This is a genomic window from Streptomyces sp. Go-475, assembly GCF_003330845.1.
Lineage (GTDB): Bacteria > Actinomycetota > Actinomycetes > Streptomycetales > Streptomycetaceae > Streptomyces.
In genome coordinates, this window is the sequence record NZ_CP026121.1 from 4,824,868 (window position 1) to 4,841,303 (window position 16,436).

The window sequence follows — 16,436 nt, forward strand, 5'->3', positions numbered from 1 at the left end:
ACCGAAGTCACTGCAAGCCCCCAAGCTGTAGCCGGCCGACTCGAACGGAAATCCGGACGGAACCCGGCCGGAACGATCGCAGCAAGCTACCAGGGCCCGTCAAGAGCCTCCGGAGGAGCCTCTTACCAGGACGACTTCCGCACACCGGGCAGATACCCCGCGTGCGCCTGCTCCCGCAGACTCACCCGGGACAGCCCGAAGGCCCGGAAGTAGCCGCGCGGCCGGCCGTCCACCTGGTCGCGGTTGCGCACCCGCGTGGCGCTCGCGTCGCGCGGCTGCCTGCGCAGCTCCGCCTGCGCGGCGAGCCGTTCGGCATCCGTCGACGACGGCCGCCGGATGATCTCCTTCAGCTCGGCCCGCCGGGCGGCGTACCGCGCGACGATCTCCTGCCGCTTGTCGTTCTTCGCGATCTTGCTCTTCTTGGCCATCAGACCTTCACTCCCCGGGCGCGGATCCGGGCGACGGCCGCCTCGATCCCGATCGTGTCGACGGTCTTGATCGCCCTGGCGCTGAGCCGGAGCCGGACGTACCGGCCCTCGCTCGGCAGCCAGTAGCGCTTGGACTGGATGTTGGGGTCGAACCGGCGTGACGTGCGCCGGTGCGAGTGCGAGATGCGGTTGCCGAAGCCGGGCTGGGTGCCGGTCAGCATGCAGTGCGCGGACATGTGGTGACGTACCTCTCTGGCTCAGGTGATGTAAATGGAATTCATTTTCAGTAGCATAGCGGCATGGCACGCAACGAACTCCGCCCGGTCATCAAGCTCCGGTCCACCGCCGGGACCGGCTACACCTACGTGACCCGCAAGAACCGTCGCAACGACCCGGACCGACTCACCCTGCGCAAGTTCGATCCGGTCGTCGGCCGCCACGTCGACTTCCGAGAGGAGCGCTGACCATGCGCAAGGGAATCCACCCCGAGTACGGGCCCGTCGTCTTCCGCGACCGTGCCGCGAACTACGCCTTCCTCACCCGTTCGACCATGACGAGCGAGAAGACGATCGAGTGGGAGGACGGCAACACCTACCCGGTCGTCGACGTCGAGATCTCCGACGTCAGCCACCCCTTCTACACCGGCACCGCCCGCGTCCTGGACACCGCCGGCCGCGTCGAGCGCTTCGAGCGCCGGTACGGAAAGAAGGGCTGACCCCGTGGCTGTCCCCGCTGTCCCTCCTGGGCTCTCCGTCGTGATCGTCGGCGGGCTGCATGCCGACGCCCGCAAGGCGGCAGTGGCGCAGTTGCTCGCCGACGTGCCCGGCAGCGTCGCGCTCCACCACGACCTGGCGACGGCCGCGGCCGGCACGGTCGTACGGACCGTCCGGGACGCCACCGGCGTCCTGGACGCGGGGGAGGCGCCGCTCGTCAACGACTGTGCCTGCTGCGCCCTGCGCGAGGACCTGGTCCCGGAGCTGGAGCGGCTCGCCGACGCCGGGCAGACGCCCCTGGCCGTCGTCGAGCTGTGGGACTCCGTCGAGCCCAAGGCCATGGCAGAGGTCGTCACGGCCGGCGGGCTCACCGTCACCGGCGTGATCACCGCCGTCGACCCGGCCCTGGTCCTGCCCTACCTCGGCAACGGCGACGACCTCGCCGAGGGCGGTCTCGCCGCGGCCGCCACCGACCAGCGCACGGTCGCCGACACCTTCGCCCGCCAGCTGGAGTACGCCCCCGTCCTCGCGATCGCCGAGTCCCCGGAGGCCGACGACGAGGACCGCGAGCTGCTCGCCCAGCTGCACCCGACGGCCCGCCAGGTCCCGATCGGCCACGGTGACCTGGCGGGCGCACCCCCGCTCGGCTCCCCCGCGCGGGACACGGCTGACGGCCTGACCGTGCCGCCGCCGCGGCGGCGCCGGCACTCGCCGCTGGCCGAGGCCGCCCTGGCCGGCTTCGACGTCGAGGCGGCCGCCGCCGCCCAGCACCCGGCCTGCGCGCTGCTGCCCGCCGAGGCCGACGCGCACGGCGTCTCCACGCTGGTCTGGCAGCAGCGCCGCCCCTTCCACCCGGAGCGGCTCTACGCCGCCCTGGAGGACCTGACCTGCGCGGCCGCCCGCAGCCGGGGCCGGTTCTGGCTCGCCGACAAGCCCGACACGCTCTTCCACTGGGACGCGGCGGGCGGGGCCCTGTGCGTGGAGAGCGCCGGGCCGTGGCTGGCCTCCCTGCCGGACGCGGCCTGGGAGATGGTCCCGCCGGTGCGCCGCGCCGCCGCCGCGCTGGACTGGCACCCCGAGCACGGCGACCGGGGCCAGCACCTCGTCTTCACCTCGCCCGGCCTGGACCGGGACGGCCTGGAGCGGCTGCTGGAGTCCTGCCTGCTCACCGACGCCGAGTACGCCGCCGGGCGCGACGCCTGGCAGCGGTTGCCGCACGCCTTCGACACCCTCCTGGAGGTCTGACCCGACATGCCCCGCAAGCCCGAGCGCAAGCCCGCCAAGAACCGGCCCAACCCCCTGGACCAGGCCGGGATCACGTACATCGACTACAAGGACACCGACCTGCTGCGGAAGTTCATCTCCGACCGCGGCAAGATCCGCAGCCGCCGCGTCACCCGCGTCTCCGCCCAGCAGCAGCGGCAGCTGGCCCGCGCGATCAAGAACGCCCGCGAGATGGCGCTCCTGCCGTACTCCAGCCGCTGAACGCCCGCGGTCCGGGTGAGGTTCCCCACGCTTGACGTCTGGGGGACCTCGTGACCGTGGAACGACCGTCCTCCGCGCCCACCACCGCAGGGCCCGGGGGCCGGTTGCGTGCCCGGTCGGCCGTCATGGGCAGGACGCCCGGCGGACGGCCGGGCACGCACGCTGTACGAGGCGTCAGGTGCCGTACGCCCACCGGGCGTCCGGCGATCGTCCGAGCCGGACACCCGCTCCCAGGGCGACCTCGCCGTCCCGCGCACGGCCCGTTTCGCCCTGCTCCCGGCCGGTGTCCGCCGCTTCCGCATGGCGGCCGGCCGGCCCTTCCGGAGCCGCACAACGGCCCGCTTCCGCCGCCGAGCGGATGCTCCGCCTCCACCGGACCTCCGCCGAACCCGCCGACTTCACCGCGGGCTTCCGGGAACGCCGGACCGGGGAGCGCCGTCAAACAGGCCAGAGCTTCGGTAAAGCGGTCGTCAAAGCTGTAACCGCAGGACCACCCCGCGTGCACGTGCATCTGCCCATGCATCTGCACATGAACAGGGCTATGATCCGGGTCAGTTGACCACTGCACCAATGGCCACACCAGCCAGTGCACCACCGGGGAGCGACCTGTGGACCACGACGTGTACAACGGGATGGCGGCCGCCAGGCTGCGCGGTGTGGCCTGGCAGAAGAGCCGGCACAGCAACTCGCAGGGCTCGTGCGTGGAGTTCGCCCGGCTGCCGGGCGGCGACGTGGCCGTGCGCAACTCGCGTTTCCCCGACGGGCCCGCGCTGGTCTACACCCGCGCGGAGATCGAGGCGATGCTGCTGGGCGTGAAGGACGGCGAGTTCGACCACCTCGTGGGCGGCTGACGGCCGGACAGGCCGGCGCGAAGGCCGGCCACGGGCGTCCGGCTCGCCGTGACGCGCGTAGAACCGCGGCGCCAGGATGCACCGCGGCTTTCTCATTCCCCGTGCGGTACCGACCCGGCCCGGGGCAGCCGGAACAGCGCCCAGACCACCTTGCCGCTGAGCGCGCCCGCGAGCGGGTGCCAGCCCCAGCTGTCGCTGAAGGAGTCGACGAGGAACAGCCCGCGGCCCGACTCGGCCGAGAAGTCGTCGGTCTCCCGGGCGACGGGGCTGTCGTGGCTGGGGTCGCGCACCGCGCACACCAGGCGCTCGGTCCACCGCATCAGGTGCAGCCGTACCGGAGGCTCCTGCCCGGCGGCCGACCGGCCGCTCGACGGCAGTCCGTGCCGCAGGGCGTTGGTGACGAGCTCCGAGACCACCAGGCAGACGTCGTCGAACCGGTCGCCCATGTCCCACTGGTCGAGGGTCCTGCGGGTGAACTGCCGAGCTTCGCGCACCGCTTCGTAGCGCGCGGGCAGCGCGCAGGAGGCGGCGTCGGACACGGCCGCGGGATCCAGCGGCGGAAGGCCCTGCCGTAACGGCTCGAGCATGGTCGATCCATTCGTCCCCATGCGAGGCACTCCCGGGAATTCGCGGTCGGTGCGATGCGGCGGTGGTGCGGGACCATGGTTTCGGATGCGTACAGCAGATGCAAGGGCAGATGCACGTGCAGCTGACCGGAATGAGGCGTCCCGTACCGCTTGTTGGTCAATTTTTCCGTCATCTTCACGTGCCCGACCGGCCGTTCACTTGCCCACTTCTTCAGCACGCGTGCGTGCGCCGCCTGTCTCGATTCTGTTTCTGTAACCGGACGAGTACTGCTCGGAGTGTTTTAGTGGCAGACTTCGGCCCCTGAAGACGTTGGGGAGGCTGGCGAACGTGAGCGCGGGAGAGCCGGGATCGGTGGTGCGGCGCATGCTGCTCGGATCACAACTCAGGCGACTGCGTGAGGCGCGGGGCATCACGCGCGAGGCGGCGGGCTACTCGATCCGCGCCTCCGAGTCGAAGATCAGCCGGATGGAGCTGGGCCGGGTGAGCTTCAAGACCAGAGACGTCGAGGATCTGCTGACGCTGTACGGCATCACCGACGAGCAGGAGCGCGCCTCCCTGCTGTCCCTGGCGAAGGAGGCCAACGTCGCGGGCTGGTGGCACAGTTACTCGGACGTGCTGCCCAGCTGGTTCCCCACCTACGTCGGCCTGGAGGGCGCCGCCTCGCTGATCCGGGCCTACGAGGTGCAGTTCGTGCACGGCCTGCTCCAGACCGAGGCGTACGCGCACGCGGTGGTCCGGCGCGGCATGCAGGGCGCCAGCGAGGCCGACGTCGAGCGGCGCGTGGCGCTGCGCCTGGAGCGGCAGAAGTACCTCGTCGACGAGAGCGCGCCCGACTTCCACATCATCCTGGACGAGGCCGCCCTGCGCCGCCCGTACGGCGACCGCGAGGTGATGCGCGGCCAGCTCCAGCACCTCATCGAGATCTCCGAGCGGCCCAACGTGCGGCTCCAGGTGGTGCCGTTCAGTCTCGGCGGCCACTCCGGCGAGAGCGGCGCGTTCACGATCCTCAGCTTCCCGGAGTCCGACCTGTCGGACGTCGTCTACCTGGAGCAGCTCACCAGCGCGCTGTACCTGGACAAGCCCGAGGACGTCGCCCAGTACGAGAAGGCCCTGAAGGAACTCCAGAGCGACAGCCCGGGCCCCTCGGAGAGCCGGGACCTTCTGCGGGGCCTGCTCCAGCTCTCCTGAAGTACTCCCCCAACTCTCCTGAAACGCAAGTACGATGACGTGTGATCAGATCGTGAAGGCGCGATCAGAGGTCTGCCAGGGATCGAGGGATCACACATGTCGTCGTCCTGCTTCACCGACCTTGCACAGCAGTACATCGACGGTGAGTGGCGCCCGGGCACCGGCTCCTGGGACATCATCGACTTCAACCCCTACGACGACGAGAAGCTGGCGTCGATCACCATAGCCACGGCCGACGAGGTCGACCAGGCGTACCGGGCCGCCGCCCGTGCCCAGAAGCAGTGGGCCGCGACCAACCCGTACGCCCGCCGCGCCGTCTTCGAGAAGGCCCTGCGCCTGATCGAGGAGCGCGAGGCCGAGATCTCCGAGGCCATCATCGCCGAGCTGGGCGGCACCCGCCTGAAGGCCGCCTTCGAGCTGCACCTCGCCAAGGAGTTCCTGCGCGAGGCGGTGCATCTGGCGCTGGCCCCCGAGGGCCGGATCATCCCCTCCCCGGTGGACGGCAAGGAGAACCGCGTCTACCGCGTGCCGGTCGGGGTGGTGGGCGTGATCAGCCCCTTCAACTTCCCCTTCCTGCTGTCGATCAAGTCCGTCGCCCCGGCGCTCGCCCTCGGCAACGCGGTCGTCCTCAAGCCGCACCAGGACACGCCGATCGTCGGCGGTGCCCTGGTCGCGAAGATCTTCGAGGACGCGGGGCTGCCCGGCGGTCTGCTGAACGTCGTCATCACCGACATCGCGGAGATCGGCGACGCCTTCCTCGAGCACCCGGTCCCCAAGGTCATCTCCTTCACCGGCTCCGACCAGGTCGGCCGGCACGTGGCGACGGTCTGCGCCCGGCTGTTCAAGCGCTCGGTCCTCGAACTGGGCGGCAACAGCGCGCTGGTCGTCCTCGACGACGCCGACCTCGACTACGCCGTGGACGCGGCCGTCTTCAGCCGGTACGTCCATCAGGGCCAGGTCTGCATGGCCGCCAACCGCGTCCTGGTCGACCGGTCGGTCGCGGACGAGTTCACCGAGAAGTTCGTCGCCAAGGTGAAGACCCTCAAGACGGGCGACCCGCGCGACCCGGAGACCGTCATCGGCCCGGTCATCAACTCCTCCCAGGCGGAGGCCGTCGCGGGCGTGGTCGAGCAGGCCCTCGCCGAGGGTGCCACGGCCCTGGTGCGCGGCGGCCGGACCGACAACCTCGTCGAGCCCTCCGTCCTGACCGGCCTGCCCGCCGACTCGGCCCTGCTGCGGCAGGAGGTCTTCGGCCCGGTCGCCTTCCTCGTCCCCTTCGACGGCGAGGAGGAGGCCGTACGCCTCGTCAACGACACCCCGTACGGCCTGAGCGGCGCCGTCCACACCGGGAACATCGAGCGCGGTGTCGCCTTCGCCAAGCAGATCGACACGGGCATGTTCCACGTGAACGACGGCACCGTGCACGACGAGCCGATCGTGCCGTTCGGCGGCGAGAAGCACTCGGGCCTCGGCCGGCTCAACGGCGACACGATGCTGGACTCGTTCACCACCACCAAGTGGATCTCGGTGCAGCACGGCCGGAGCGGCTTCCCGTTCTGACGGCGTTCCGACATCGTCCCGTCCTTCTACGACTCGGGGAGGCGGGCACCGCGGCTCTCCGCGATCCTGCGGACGTCCGTGAGTGCCTCGCTCATCCGGGCGAGCAGGAAGCGGAGTTGCGCGGGCGTCGCCCCCGGGTCGGCGAGCATGTCGGCCGCGTGGTCGAGGAGACCACCGGCCATGCCGAGCTGCACGCTCTCGACGGTGTCGGCGACCCGGGAGACGGGTCCGGTCCCGTCGGTCACGAGATAGCAGGGCTTGCCGCCCGTGCCGGCCCAGGGCAGCAGCCGGGTCTCGCCCTCGCCGCCGCCCGTCACTTCCTCCCCCTCGTCTCCCGCACGGGCATGCCCAGCGAGCCGAGGCCGATCCCCGGCGGCACGGCCGTCGGCGCCGAACGCGGGACATGGCGTCCCATGTGGCGGACGGTCCGCCCGATCGCGCGCAGAACCCTCACCTGTCATCAACTCCCTGTGGTCGGCGGTCTCGCTTTGTGTAGCGAACCGCTCACACTCTGACGCCGGGCGGGCTAGCCTCGCCAGAGAGACGCAGGTGACAGAGCTTTTGTCACAAGGGGGTTGATCCGATGGGTTCCATCTACGGCGACTGGCTCAAGGAGCAGCGCGAGGCGGCGGGCCTGACGCAGCAGCAGTTGGCGGACCGGGCGATCATGACGCGTTCGCACATCGCGCACATCGAGGCGGGGCGCCGGGTGCCGTCGAAGGAGGACGCACGGCGGCTCGACATGGCGCTGAACACGGGAAACGTGCTGAGCAGCTTCCTGCCGCAGGACGAGGACGTGTCGATCGCCGAGTACTTCGAGAGGGTGCGCGTACTCGAACAACAGGCGTCGTCCATCCATGAGTTCGCCCTGGCGTACTTCCCGGGCATCCTCCAGACGAAAAGGTACGCACGTGCGGTTCTGGGTGCGGCGTTCCCCCCGGTGAGTGAAGAGGAGTGTGACAGGCGCGTTGTCACACGCCTGGAGCGCGCAAAGATCCTCGAAGACCCTGTGAGTCCCGTAGTGTGGGCGCTTTTGGACGAGACGCTGCTGCGCCGTCCCGTGGCTGACGGGGATGTCATGGCCGAGCAGTTCATGCACGTCGTTGGTCTCGCGGAGGCTGGACGTATTCGGGTGCATGTGCTGCCGTACAAGGTGGGCCATCATCCGCTGGTGCACAGCATGCTCATGCTGATGTCGTTCGAAGACCAGCCGCCGCTGGCGTACACCGAGGGCGGATATATGGGGAAGTTGCACGACTCCCCGTCGATGGTCCGGCAGTTGCAGCATCGCTACTATCTCGCGCTGAGTGACGCAATGCCGATGAAGGACTCACTGGCCCTGCTCAGGGCCACTGCGAAGGAGTACGGGCACCATGACTGAGCGCACCATCCCGAACGCGGCCACGCTGCGCGGCTGGCGCAAGTCGTCGTACAGCGACAACAACGCCGGTAGCTGCCTCGAAGTCCTCGACGACCACCCTTCGGGCATACCGGTCCGCGACTCCAAGAACCCCCACGGTCCCGCCGTGATCGTTCCGGCGCCCGCGTGGTCGTCGTTCGTCACGGCGCTGAAGGACGGGGCCGTTGCGGACAGAACCTGACCGCAAGCCCTCGTAACGTCGTCGGTGTCAGGGGGAGAGACCCCCGGGCCCGACGAAAGGCGGCGGTCATGGTCACTCACGTTCCCTCGGAGGCACCCGGCGACGAGCGCGGAGCGCTGCTGTCCTTCATCGCCGAGCAGCGCGGCGGTGTCCGGCGGGCGCTGCTGGGCCTGACCGAGGAGCAGGCCGTGAGCACGCCCAGTGCCAGTGAGCTGTCGCTCGCCGGGCTGCTCAAGCACGTCGCCGAGGTCGAGCAGGGCTGGATCGCCCGCGCCAAGGGCGAGCCGCCGGCCGTCCACCGGGACGAGTCGAACTGGCACGAGTGCTTCCGGCTGGTCGGCGACGAGACCGTGGAGGCGCAGCTCGCGTACTACGAGAAGGTGGCCGCCGAGACGGAGGCGTTCATCCGCGCGGTGCCCAGCCTCGACGACACCTTCGAGCTGCCCGCGACGTCCTGGAACCCGCGGGACGAGCATCTCTCGATGCGCTGGCTCTGCCTCCACCTGATCCGCGAGACGGCCCGGCACGCGGGCCACGCCGACATCATCCGCGAGTCGCTGGACGGGGCGACGGCCTTCGAGCTGGTGGCGGCGGAACAGCAGGTGGCCGCCGGGTCCTAATGTGGACCGCATGTCAGCGATCCGTCTCCTCGTGCTCGGCGCGGTCCGCATGCACGGCCGCGCCCACGGCTACCAGGTCCGCAACGACCTGGAGTACTGGGGCGCGCACGAGTGGTCCCACGCCAAGCCCGGCTCGATCTACCACGCCCTGAAGCAGATGGCGAAGCAGGGGCTGCTGCACGCGCACGAGATCGCCCCGTCCACGGCCGGCGGGCCGCCGCGCACGGAGTACGAGATCACCGAGCAGGGCACCGAGGAGTACTTCCGGCTGCTGCGGGAGGCGCTGGTCACGTACGACCAGCGCGGCGAGGTGAAGACGGCCGCGGTCGGCTTCATCGTGGACCTGCCGAGGGCGGAGGCGGTCGCGCTGCTGAAGGAGCGCACCCTGCGGATCGAGCAGTGGCGGGCCTCCGTCCTGAAGGACTACGTGCCCGAGGAGGGACTCGACGGGCTCGGCCACATCGGCGAGATCATGAACATGTGGGTCCACACGGCCGACTCCGAGGCCGAGTGGACCCGCGGCCTGATCCAGCGCATCGAGGGCGGTGCCTACACCTTCGCCGACGAGGGCGAGCCGTTCGTCGGCGTGCTGGCGGAGGGCGAGGAGAACCCGTACGCGACGGGCGAGCCGCATCCCGGAGACGCCTCCTAGCCTCCTGGCCTGCCGGCCTCCTAGTGGTGGAACCCGGTGGCCGCCTCCTTGTCCTGGGTGAAGGGACGCGGCTGCCGCCGCAGTTCCGGCAGCAGCCGTTCCAGGTCCCGCGCGAGCAGGTCGGCCAGGTCCGCGGAGAAGCCGTTGCGGCACACCACCCGCAGCACGGACAGGTCCTCGCGGTGCGGCGGGAAGGTGTACGCGGGCACCAGCCAGCCGCTCTCGCGCAGCCGCCGGGACACGTCGAAGACGTCGTAGGCGGTGACGTCCGGCGCGGTCGTGAAGGCGAACACCGGCAACTGGTCGCCCCGGGTCAGCAGCCGGAAGTCGCCGAGCGCCTCGATCCGCCCGGCGAGCCCCGTGGCCACGTCCCGCGCGGCCTGCTGCACGGCCCGGTAGCCGTCCCGGCCCAGCCGCAGGAACGTGTAGTACTGCGCCACGACCTGGGCGCCCGGCCGGGAGAAGTTCAGGGCGAACGTCGGCATGTCGCCGCCCAGGTAGTTCACCCGGAACACCAGCTCCTCCGGCAGCGCCTCGGCATCCCGCCACAGCGCCCAGCCGACGCCCGGGTAGACCAGCCCGTACTTGTGCCCCGAGGTGTTGATGGACGCCACCCTCGGCAGCCGGAAGTCCCACACCAGGTCCTCGTCGAGGAACGGCGCGACCATGGCGCCGGACGCCCCGTCCACGTGCACGGGGATGTCGAGCCCGGTGCGCTCCCGCAGGGCGTCCAGCGCCGCGCACAGCTCGGCGATCGGCTCGTAGGAGCCGTCGAAGGTCGAGCCCAGGACGCCGACGACCCCGATGGTGTTCTCGTCGCACAGCTCGGCGGCCGCCTGCGGGTCCAGGTGGAACCGGTCGCCCTCCATGGGGACGAGCCGGGCCTCCACCTCCCAGAAGTTGCAGAACTTCTCCCAGCAGACCTGCACGTTCACGCCCATCACCAGATTGGGCCGGGCCCCGGGGTAGCGGTCGCCGTTGCGCTTGGCCCAGCGCCGCTTGAGCGCCATCCCGGCCAGCATGCACGCCTCGCTCGACCCGGTCGTCGAACACCCCACGGCCGCCGCCGGGTCGGGCGCGTGCCACAGGTCGGCCAGCATCGCCACGCAGCGCCGCTCCAGCTCGGCCGTGCGCGGGTACTCGTCCTTGTCGATCATGTTCTTGTCCCGGCACTCCGCCATCAGCACCCCGGCCTCCGGCTCCATCCAGGTGGTGACGAAGGTGGCGAGGTTCAGCCGCGCGTTGCCGTCGAGCATCAGTTCGTCGCGGACCAGCTGGTGGGCGGTGGCCGGGGCCATCGGCTGGTCCGGGAGCCGGTGCGTGGGCGGGGCCTCGGCCATGTCGCCGACCGGGTTGGCGGGGCCGTAGAACGGGTTGACGGACAGGCGGTGCCCGCCGGGTCGGCGGGGGCCTTCGTTGAGCGGCAAGGGAGCCTCCAGGGTGGATTCGACGGTGTGTGTCAGCGGACCGGCGTGCCGTCCTCGCGCAGCTGCATCTGGGGGCGGCCCGTCACCAGCAGCCAGGCGGGCAGGGAGGCGACGCAGAGCAGGGCGAGGATCCCCGGCGAGGCGACCAGCACCGCGGCGACGAACAGGCTGACCCAGCCCTGCCGGGTGATCGCCAGCAGCATCCCGAGCACCGCCGCCGACACCCCGACCGACGGATGCACCCCGGACACCAGGGCGTGGGCGCACAGACCGAGGGCGGTGCCGGCGAACACGGCCGGGAAGATGCGCCCGCCCCGGAAGCCGCAGGACGCGGCGACCAGCAGCGCGGCCAGCTTCACCACCGTCAGCAGGGCGTACTCCCCGGCCGGCCTGCCGTCCGGGTCGCGTGCCAGCTCGGCGATCTCGTCCAGCCCCTTGAAGAGCGTCAGATGGCCGCCCAGGGCCGCGAGACCGCCCAGCACCAGCCCGCCCGCCGGAAGCATCAGCATCGGGTGCCGCAGCCTTCGGAAGGCGCCGTGGACGTACGGGAAGGCCCGCACGGCGGCCATGCCGAGCAGCGCGCCCGCCGAGGCGACCACGACCGCCGCCAGCAGGTCGGCCCAGCCGGGCCGGCCGAAGGACGGCAGGTCCAGGTCGAAGCTCGGGTGGTCGATCAGGGTGGCGGTCAGGGCACCGGCCGCGCCCGCGGTCAGCGGCGCGAAGACGTTGTCCCACAGCAGTCCGCGGGTCTCCTGCCGGGCCAGCGCCTCGGAGATCACCAGGGCGGCCGCCACCGGCGTGCCGAACAGGGCACCGATCGTCGCCGCCTCCGCCAGCGCGGGCCAGATGCGGCCGGGCGCCTTCGGCAGGGCCCGCGCCCCCAGCCAGGCGGCCAGGGCGACGTTCACCGTGATGATCGGGTTCTCCGGGCCGAGACTGGGCCCGCCCGCCAGCATCAGCGCGGTCGCCAGCAGCAGCCCCGGCAGCACGACGGGTGGCAGGACGGGGGCGTCCAGGCCGACGGTGGCCGGATCGGGCCCCGCGTGCCCCGGCATCCGCCACACCACGAGACCGACCGCCACCCCGGTCCCGACCAGCATCACGACCATCCACGGCACCGAGTACCGGCCGATCCCCAGCGCGTCCGGCAGCGGCCCCCACAGCAGGTCCTGGAGCTCCTCGGCGGCGACGCTCACCCCCACCAGGACCAGACAGGAGACCACCCCGACCGCCACGGCGGGCAGGATCGACGGCAGCAGCACGCGCGCCGGGGTCGCCGGAGTGGCGGAGGGCGCCCGCTGCTCGCTGTCCTGGATCACGGGCACACGATAAAGGGATCAAACGGCACAAACAGGAAACACGCTTGCACCTCACGCGGCGTGAGGACCGACCGTGGAGCACGGAAGAAGAAGGGAGCGGAAGTGAGCTACTCCGTGGGACAGGTCGCGGGCTTCGCCGGCGTCACGGTGCGCACCCTGCACCACTACGACGACATCGGCCTGCTCGTCCCGAGCGAGCGCAGCCACGCGGGCCACCGGCGCTACAGCGACGCCGACCTCGACCGGCTGCAGCAGATCCTGTTCTACCGGGAACTCGGCTTCCCGCTCGACGAGGTCGCCGTCCTGCTCGACGACCCGGACGCGGACCCGCGCGCGCACCTGCGCCGCCAGCACGACCTGCTGACCGCCCGGATCGAGAAACTGCGGAAGATGGCGGCGGCCGTGGAGCACGCCATGGAGGCACGCACGATGGGCATCAACCTCACGCCCGAAGAGAAGTTCGAGGTCTTCGGGGACAAGGACCCCGAGCAGTACGCCGACGAGGCGGAAGCGCGCTGGGGCGGCACCGAGCAGTACGCCGAGTCGCAGCGCCGCGTCGCCCGCTACACCAAGGAGGACTGGCAGCGCATCCAGGACCAGACCGCCGACTGGGCCGAGCGCTACGGCGCCCTGATGGCCGCCGGCGAACCGCCCGCCGGCGAGGCGGCCATGGCCCTGGCGGAGGAGCACCGGCAGCACATCTGCACCTGGTACTACGAGTGCTCCCACGAGCAGCACCGCCGCCTGGGCGAGATGTACGTCGCCGACGAGCGCTTCAAGGCGTTCTACGAGTCGATGCGCCCCGGCCTCGCCGAGCACCTGAAGGACGCGATCGCCGCGAACGCCGCCCGCCGCACCTCCTGATCCCCGGCCCGGGGGCTCACTCCCGGGCCAGGACCACCGCCGTACCGTACGCGCACACCTCGGTGCCGACGTCCGCCGCCGAGGTCACGTCGAAGCGGAACGCGAGCACGCCGTTGGCGCCACGCGCGCGTGCCTGTTCGACGAGTCGCTCCATGGCCTGGTTGCGGGTCTGCACGAGGGTCTTGGTGAGCCCGCGCAGCTCGCCGCCGACCATCGACTTCAGCCCGGCGCCGATCTGGCTGCCCACATGACGCGAGCGCACGGTCAGGCCGAAGACCTCGCCGAGCACCTCCTGCACGCGGTAGCCGGGTACGTCGTTCGTGGTGACGACGAGCACATCGGGCTGGGGGCCCTGACCGCCGCCGTATTCATCGATGCCCATGCCTCTCAGCTTTCTCCGGGGGGACCCACAGTGCATCCTGGGTACCCCCATGGAACCTGGGTCGTGACGGCTGCGTTGATACTTTGAGGCAGCCAGCCCCAGCCCGTATCTCACAGCAGCAGGAGCCACATCCCCGTGACCACGCTTGCGCTCGGCCCCGAGTGGCTCAGCCCGGACTACCTGATCTCGACGTTCAGCCTGCCCGGCATCCTGCTGATCGTCTTCGCCGAGTCCGGACTCTTCGCGTTCCTGCCCGGCGACTCCCTGCTGTTCACGGCGGGCCTCTTCGTGGCCGAGGGCACGTACATCACCCAGCCCCTGTGGCTGGTCTGCACGCTGATCGTGATCGCCGCCGTCGTCGGCGACCAAGTGGGCTACATGATCGGCAAGTTCCTCGGCCCGAAGCTCTTCAACCGGCCCAACTCCAAGCTCTTCAAGCAGGAGAACCTGGACAAGGCCCACGAGTTCATGGAGAAGTACGGCCCCAAGGCGATCGTCCTGGCCCGCTTCGTCCCGATCGTGCGCACGTTCGCCCCCATCGTCGCCGGCGCCGGCCGCATGAAGTACCGCACGTTCTTCACGTACAACGTCATCGGCGGCATCGCCTGGGGCACCGGCGTCACCCTCGCGGGCTACTGGCTCGGCCAGATCGACTTCATCAAGAAGAACGTCGAGGCCATCCTCGTCCTGATCGTCTTCGTCTCCGTCGTCCCGATCATCATCGAGTACCTGCGCGAGCGGTCGAAGAAGAAGAAGCGCGCTGCGACGCAGGACCCCGCCGCCACCCAGCCCCACATCCCGGTCATGGACGACGCGACGACCCAGCTCCGCCGCATCACCCCGGACGACCGCCCGCCCCACCAGCAGCCCCAGCAGCAGCCCCCGTACGGCAACCAGAACGGCTACAACGACCAGCAGTACTACGGCCAGTACCCCCAGGCCCCGGGCTACGGCCACTCACAGCAGAGCGGCGGCCAGCAGCCGTACAACGGCGGTTACTGAGCCGGCCTGTTCTCGGGGACGCGGCGCTAGAAACCCCTGGTCCGCTTCGCGGCGCGCCGCTTCTCCGCGGAGCCGATCCGCAGGAACATCCGCGAGATCTCGGACCCCAGATTCACCCCGATGGCGATTGCCATGGCCAGGGCCACCGCCTTCGACAGCGACACCAGCCCCTCGTCGATCTCGTTCTGCGCGATCGCCAGCAGCCCGAAGTACGTCGCGGAACCGGGCAGCAGGGGCCCGATCGCCGCGGTCGTGTAGGGCAGCGCGGAAGCGAACTGGTAGCGGGACAGCAGCTGCCCGAACAACCCCACCAGGCCCGCGGCCGCCGCCGTGGACGCCACCGGCGAGATGTCCCCGGCGTAGTGCATCGCGCCGTACACGACCCACGCGACACCGCCGTTCAGCGTCACCCACACCACGGTGGATCGTTCCTGCTGGAGCAGCACCGCGAAGGCCAGCGACAGCAGCATCGACGCGCCGATCAGCAGCACCGGATCGTCGGAGACCCCGAGCGCCGCGTCCGGGTTCAGCCGCGCCCCCAGCTGCACGCCGAAGTACAGCACCAGCAGCACGCCCGCGACGATGCCCACGAAGAAGTACAGAACCTCCAGCAGACGCGCGGAGGCGGTGATGTAGAAACCGGTCAGCCCGTCCTGCACGCCCGCCACCAGCGCCCGCCCGGGCAGCAGCGCGAACAGCCCACCGGTGATGACCGCGGAGGCCTTCACATCGACGTGGCCCAGCGTCAGCGCGACCCCGATCGCGGCGGGCGGCATCGCGGCCACCGTGAACTGGTAGAACTCCGGCAGCCCGCGCCCCGCGCACAGCCACGCCAGCCGGTCGCCGAGCATCGCGCCCAGCGCCGCCGCCACGAACACGATCAGATCGCCGCCGACCAGCACGGAGGCCGCACCCGCCAGCAGGCCGCTCGCGCCGGTCAGCGCCCAGCCGGGATACGGGTGCCGGTTGCGGCGGATCTCCGCGAGCCGCCGGTAGGCCTCCTCCAGGGAGACGGCCGTCTCGTCGTCGCTGAGGTCGTCCACCAGCTGGTACACGGCCGCCAGCCGCGTGTAGTCGGTGCCCCTGCGGCGCACGGTCCGCGACGCCGTGACCGGATCGTCGACCAGCGACGGCTGGTAGGAGATCGCCAGCAGCGTGAAGGTGACGTTGGGCTCACAGCGGTCCAGGCCGTAGGACCGGCAGACCGCGAACATCGCCGTCTCCACGTCCTCGGCGCCCTCACCGCCCGCCAGCAGCAACTCGCCGATACGCAGCGTCAGGTCGAGCACGCGCGGCACCGCGGGCCCCGCCTCGTCGCCGTCGCCGCCGCGCTGGACCACCTCCGGCGCCGGCCGCTCCGCCACCGGCATGCGCAGCATGGTGCGCATCCGGTCCTGCCAGGGCACGTCCTTGGTCAGACTGACCACGGGAACCCCGGTCGGCGGCGTGAAGGCCGACGGGGCGTGCTTCGCGCTGTACGTGCTCGGCGGCGTGAACGCCGACCCCTCCGGCTCCACCGCGGGCGCCGGCGCCACGTCCAGCCCCTCGGGAAGGGCGAACTCGGACGTCGTCTCCGACTCCGAACCGGCCGGCCGGAGCACGGCCAGGCCCTCGGGGATCGCGAACTCCGAGGTCGTCGACATGTCCCCGTCGACGGCGGCCCCGCCCGGAGGCACGAACGCACTCCTCGCCTCGTCCGACTTCGGCTTGCGGTCCTCCGCGTCCGTCACTGCCTGGCGCTCCCTGTACGACACGT

Annotated in this window: 21 protein-coding genes; 13 read left to right on the forward strand and 8 right to left on the reverse strand. The window is 70.9% G+C overall.

Going from position 1 to position 16,436, the window contains the following annotated elements:
• Window positions 1-122: 122 nt before the first annotated feature.
• Both rpsN and rpmB read right to left on the reverse strand, forming a co-directional pair.
• Entirely contained in the window at window positions 123-428 is a 306-nt protein-coding gene (gene rpsN, locus C1703_RS22250; RefSeq protein WP_114254540.1) for a 30S ribosomal protein S14, read from the reverse strand.
• A complete protein-coding gene (rpmB, locus tag C1703_RS22255) occupies window positions 428-664 on the reverse strand; it encodes a 50S ribosomal protein L28 (RefSeq protein ID WP_031115922.1) in 237 nt (78 codons plus the stop codon). The genes rpsN and rpmB overlap by 1 nt, the downstream gene beginning before the upstream one ends.
• A gap of 63 nt (window positions 665-727) precedes the next feature.
• Between rpmB and rpmG the strand changes: the two genes are divergently transcribed.
• The 5 genes from rpmG to C1703_RS22280 all read left to right on the forward strand — a co-directional run bounded on the left by rpmG (window position 728) and on the right by C1703_RS22280 (window position 3,477).
• Window positions 728-892, forward strand: a complete 165-nt coding sequence (gene rpmG, locus C1703_RS22260; protein ID WP_010044249.1) for a 50S ribosomal protein L33 — start codon at window positions 728-730, stop codon at window positions 890-892.
• Between the two features lie 2 nt (window positions 893-894).
• Entirely contained in the window at window positions 895-1,143 is a 249-nt protein-coding gene (locus C1703_RS22265; protein ID WP_114254541.1) for a type B 50S ribosomal protein L31, read from the forward strand.
• Between the two features lie 4 nt (window positions 1,144-1,147).
• Entirely contained in the window at window positions 1,148-2,386 is a 1,239-nt protein-coding gene (locus tag C1703_RS22270; RefSeq protein ID WP_114254542.1) for a GTP-binding protein, read from the forward strand.
• 6 nt (window positions 2,387-2,392) lie between these two features.
• Window positions 2,393-2,626: a 30S ribosomal protein S18 gene (rpsR, locus tag C1703_RS22275; RefSeq protein WP_114254543.1), complete on the forward strand. Its 234-nt coding sequence runs from the start codon at window positions 2,393-2,395 to the stop codon at window positions 2,624-2,626.
• Window positions 2,627-3,258: 632 nt separating this feature from the next.
• Window positions 3,259-3,477 (forward strand): DUF397 domain-containing protein, encoded by a 219-nt coding sequence (locus C1703_RS22280; RefSeq protein WP_051648637.1) that lies wholly within the window; start codon window positions 3,259-3,261, stop codon window positions 3,475-3,477.
• 92 nt (window positions 3,478-3,569) lie between these two features.
• Here the strand turns inward: C1703_RS22280 and C1703_RS22285 are convergent, their stop codons facing one another.
• Window positions 3,570-4,064, reverse strand: coding sequence for an ATP-binding protein (locus tag C1703_RS22285; protein WP_343236403.1), 495 nt, complete (start codon window positions 4,062-4,064; stop codon window positions 3,570-3,572).
• Between the two features lie 364 nt (window positions 4,065-4,428).
• Here C1703_RS22285 and C1703_RS22295 point away from each other — a divergent pair, with 364 nt between their 5' ends.
• Together C1703_RS22295 and C1703_RS22300 are read left to right on the forward strand one after the other, a co-directional pair.
• Window positions 4,429-5,253, forward strand: coding sequence for a helix-turn-helix transcriptional regulator (locus C1703_RS22295; RefSeq protein ID WP_114257536.1), 825 nt, complete (start codon window positions 4,429-4,431; stop codon window positions 5,251-5,253).
• 96 nt (window positions 5,254-5,349) lie between these two features.
• Window positions 5,350-6,813 (forward strand): aldehyde dehydrogenase family protein, encoded by a 1,464-nt coding sequence (locus C1703_RS22300; protein WP_114254546.1) that lies wholly within the window; start codon window positions 5,350-5,352, stop codon window positions 6,811-6,813.
• 26 nt (window positions 6,814-6,839) lie between these two features.
• Here the strand turns inward: C1703_RS22300 and C1703_RS22305 are convergent, their stop codons facing one another.
• On the reverse strand, window positions 6,840-7,130 hold the full coding sequence (locus tag C1703_RS22305) for a hypothetical protein (RefSeq protein ID WP_114254547.1): 291 nt from the start codon (window positions 7,128-7,130) through the stop codon (window positions 6,840-6,842).
• A gap of 266 nt (window positions 7,131-7,396) precedes the next feature.
• Between C1703_RS22305 and C1703_RS22310 the strand changes: the two genes are divergently transcribed.
• From C1703_RS22310 to C1703_RS22325, 4 genes are all read left to right on the forward strand, one after another.
• Entirely contained in the window at window positions 7,397-8,194 is a 798-nt protein-coding gene (locus tag C1703_RS22310; RefSeq protein ID WP_114254548.1) for a helix-turn-helix transcriptional regulator, read from the forward strand.
• The gene (locus tag C1703_RS22315; protein ID WP_114254549.1) at window positions 8,187-8,414 is read left to right on the forward strand and encodes a DUF397 domain-containing protein; all 228 of its coding nucleotides are present in this window, start codon (window positions 8,187-8,189) and stop codon (window positions 8,412-8,414) included. The genes C1703_RS22310 and C1703_RS22315 overlap by 8 nt, the downstream gene beginning before the upstream one ends.
• A gap of 68 nt (window positions 8,415-8,482) precedes the next feature.
• On the forward strand, window positions 8,483-9,034 hold the full coding sequence (locus tag C1703_RS22320; RefSeq protein WP_114254550.1) for a DinB family protein: 552 nt from the start codon (window positions 8,483-8,485) through the stop codon (window positions 9,032-9,034).
• A gap of 10 nt (window positions 9,035-9,044) precedes the next feature.
• A complete protein-coding gene (locus C1703_RS22325) occupies window positions 9,045-9,686 on the forward strand; it encodes a PadR family transcriptional regulator (protein ID WP_114257537.1) in 642 nt (213 codons plus the stop codon).
• 20 nt (window positions 9,687-9,706) lie between these two features.
• On the opposite strand, the gene C1703_RS22330 is transcribed toward C1703_RS22325, so the two are convergent.
• Complete coding sequence (locus C1703_RS22330) at window positions 9,707-11,113, reverse strand: glutamate decarboxylase (RefSeq protein WP_114254551.1); 1,407 nt, start codon at window positions 11,111-11,113, stop codon at window positions 9,707-9,709.
• Between the two features lie 32 nt (window positions 11,114-11,145).
• Window positions 11,146-12,438, reverse strand: coding sequence for an ion channel protein (locus C1703_RS22335; protein WP_114254552.1), 1,293 nt, complete (start codon window positions 12,436-12,438; stop codon window positions 11,146-11,148).
• 96 nt (window positions 12,439-12,534) lie between these two features.
• Here C1703_RS22335 and C1703_RS22340 point away from each other — a divergent pair, with 96 nt between their 5' ends.
• Window positions 12,535-13,296, forward strand: a complete 762-nt coding sequence (locus tag C1703_RS22340; protein ID WP_114254553.1) for a MerR family transcriptional regulator — start codon at window positions 12,535-12,537, stop codon at window positions 13,294-13,296.
• 16 nt (window positions 13,297-13,312) lie between these two features.
• On the opposite strand, the gene C1703_RS22345 is transcribed toward C1703_RS22340, so the two are convergent.
• The gene (locus tag C1703_RS22345) at window positions 13,313-13,678 is read right to left on the reverse strand and encodes a YbjQ family protein (RefSeq protein ID WP_031115903.1); all 366 of its coding nucleotides are present in this window, start codon (window positions 13,676-13,678) and stop codon (window positions 13,313-13,315) included.
• A 135-nt stretch (window positions 13,679-13,813) separates the two neighbouring features.
• On the opposite strand from C1703_RS22345, the gene C1703_RS22350 reads away from it, so the two are divergent.
• Window positions 13,814-14,680, forward strand: a complete 867-nt coding sequence (locus C1703_RS22350; protein WP_114254554.1) for a VTT domain-containing protein — start codon at window positions 13,814-13,816, stop codon at window positions 14,678-14,680.
• 26 nt (window positions 14,681-14,706) lie between these two features.
• Here C1703_RS22350 and C1703_RS22355 read toward each other — a convergent pair whose 3' ends face one another.
• Entirely contained in the window at window positions 14,707-16,410 is a 1,704-nt protein-coding gene (locus C1703_RS22355; protein WP_114254555.1) for a threonine/serine exporter family protein, read from the reverse strand.
• Window positions 16,411-16,436: the final 26 nt, after the last annotated feature.

Bases quoted from the DNA above. Each gene is read 5' to 3' on its own strand.
- rpsN (WP_114254540.1), bottom strand. From the start codon at position 428: ATGGCCAAGAAGAGCAAGATCGCGAAGAACGACAAGCGGCAGGAGATC.
- rpmB (WP_031115922.1), bottom strand. From the start codon at position 664: ATGTCCGCGCACTGCATGCTGACCGGCACCCAGCCCGGCTTCGGCAAC.
- rpmG (WP_010044249.1), top strand. From the start codon at position 728: ATGGCACGCAACGAACTCCGCCCGGTCATCAAGCTCCGGTCCACCGCC.
- C1703_RS22265 (WP_114254541.1), top strand. From the start codon at position 895: ATGCGCAAGGGAATCCACCCCGAGTACGGGCCCGTCGTCTTCCGCGAC.
- rpsR (WP_114254543.1), top strand. From the start codon at position 2,393: ATGCCCCGCAAGCCCGAGCGCAAGCCCGCCAAGAACCGGCCCAACCCC.
- C1703_RS22280 (WP_051648637.1), top strand. From the start codon at position 3,259: ATGGCGGCCGCCAGGCTGCGCGGTGTGGCCTGGCAGAAGAGCCGGCAC.
- C1703_RS22285 (WP_343236403.1), bottom strand. From the start codon at position 4,064: ATGCTCGAGCCGTTACGGCAGGGCCTTCCGCCGCTGGATCCCGCGGCC.
- C1703_RS22295 (WP_114257536.1), top strand. From the start codon at position 4,429: ATGCTGCTCGGATCACAACTCAGGCGACTGCGTGAGGCGCGGGGCATC.
- C1703_RS22300 (WP_114254546.1), top strand. From the start codon at position 5,350: ATGTCGTCGTCCTGCTTCACCGACCTTGCACAGCAGTACATCGACGGT.
- C1703_RS22310 (WP_114254548.1), top strand. From the start codon at position 7,397: ATGGGTTCCATCTACGGCGACTGGCTCAAGGAGCAGCGCGAGGCGGCG.
- C1703_RS22315 (WP_114254549.1), top strand. From the start codon at position 8,187: ATGACTGAGCGCACCATCCCGAACGCGGCCACGCTGCGCGGCTGGCGC.
- C1703_RS22320 (WP_114254550.1), top strand. From the start codon at position 8,483: ATGGTCACTCACGTTCCCTCGGAGGCACCCGGCGACGAGCGCGGAGCG.
- C1703_RS22325 (WP_114257537.1), top strand. From the start codon at position 9,045: ATGTCAGCGATCCGTCTCCTCGTGCTCGGCGCGGTCCGCATGCACGGC.
- C1703_RS22345 (WP_031115903.1), bottom strand. From the start codon at position 13,678: ATGGGCATCGATGAATACGGCGGCGGTCAGGGCCCCCAGCCCGATGTG.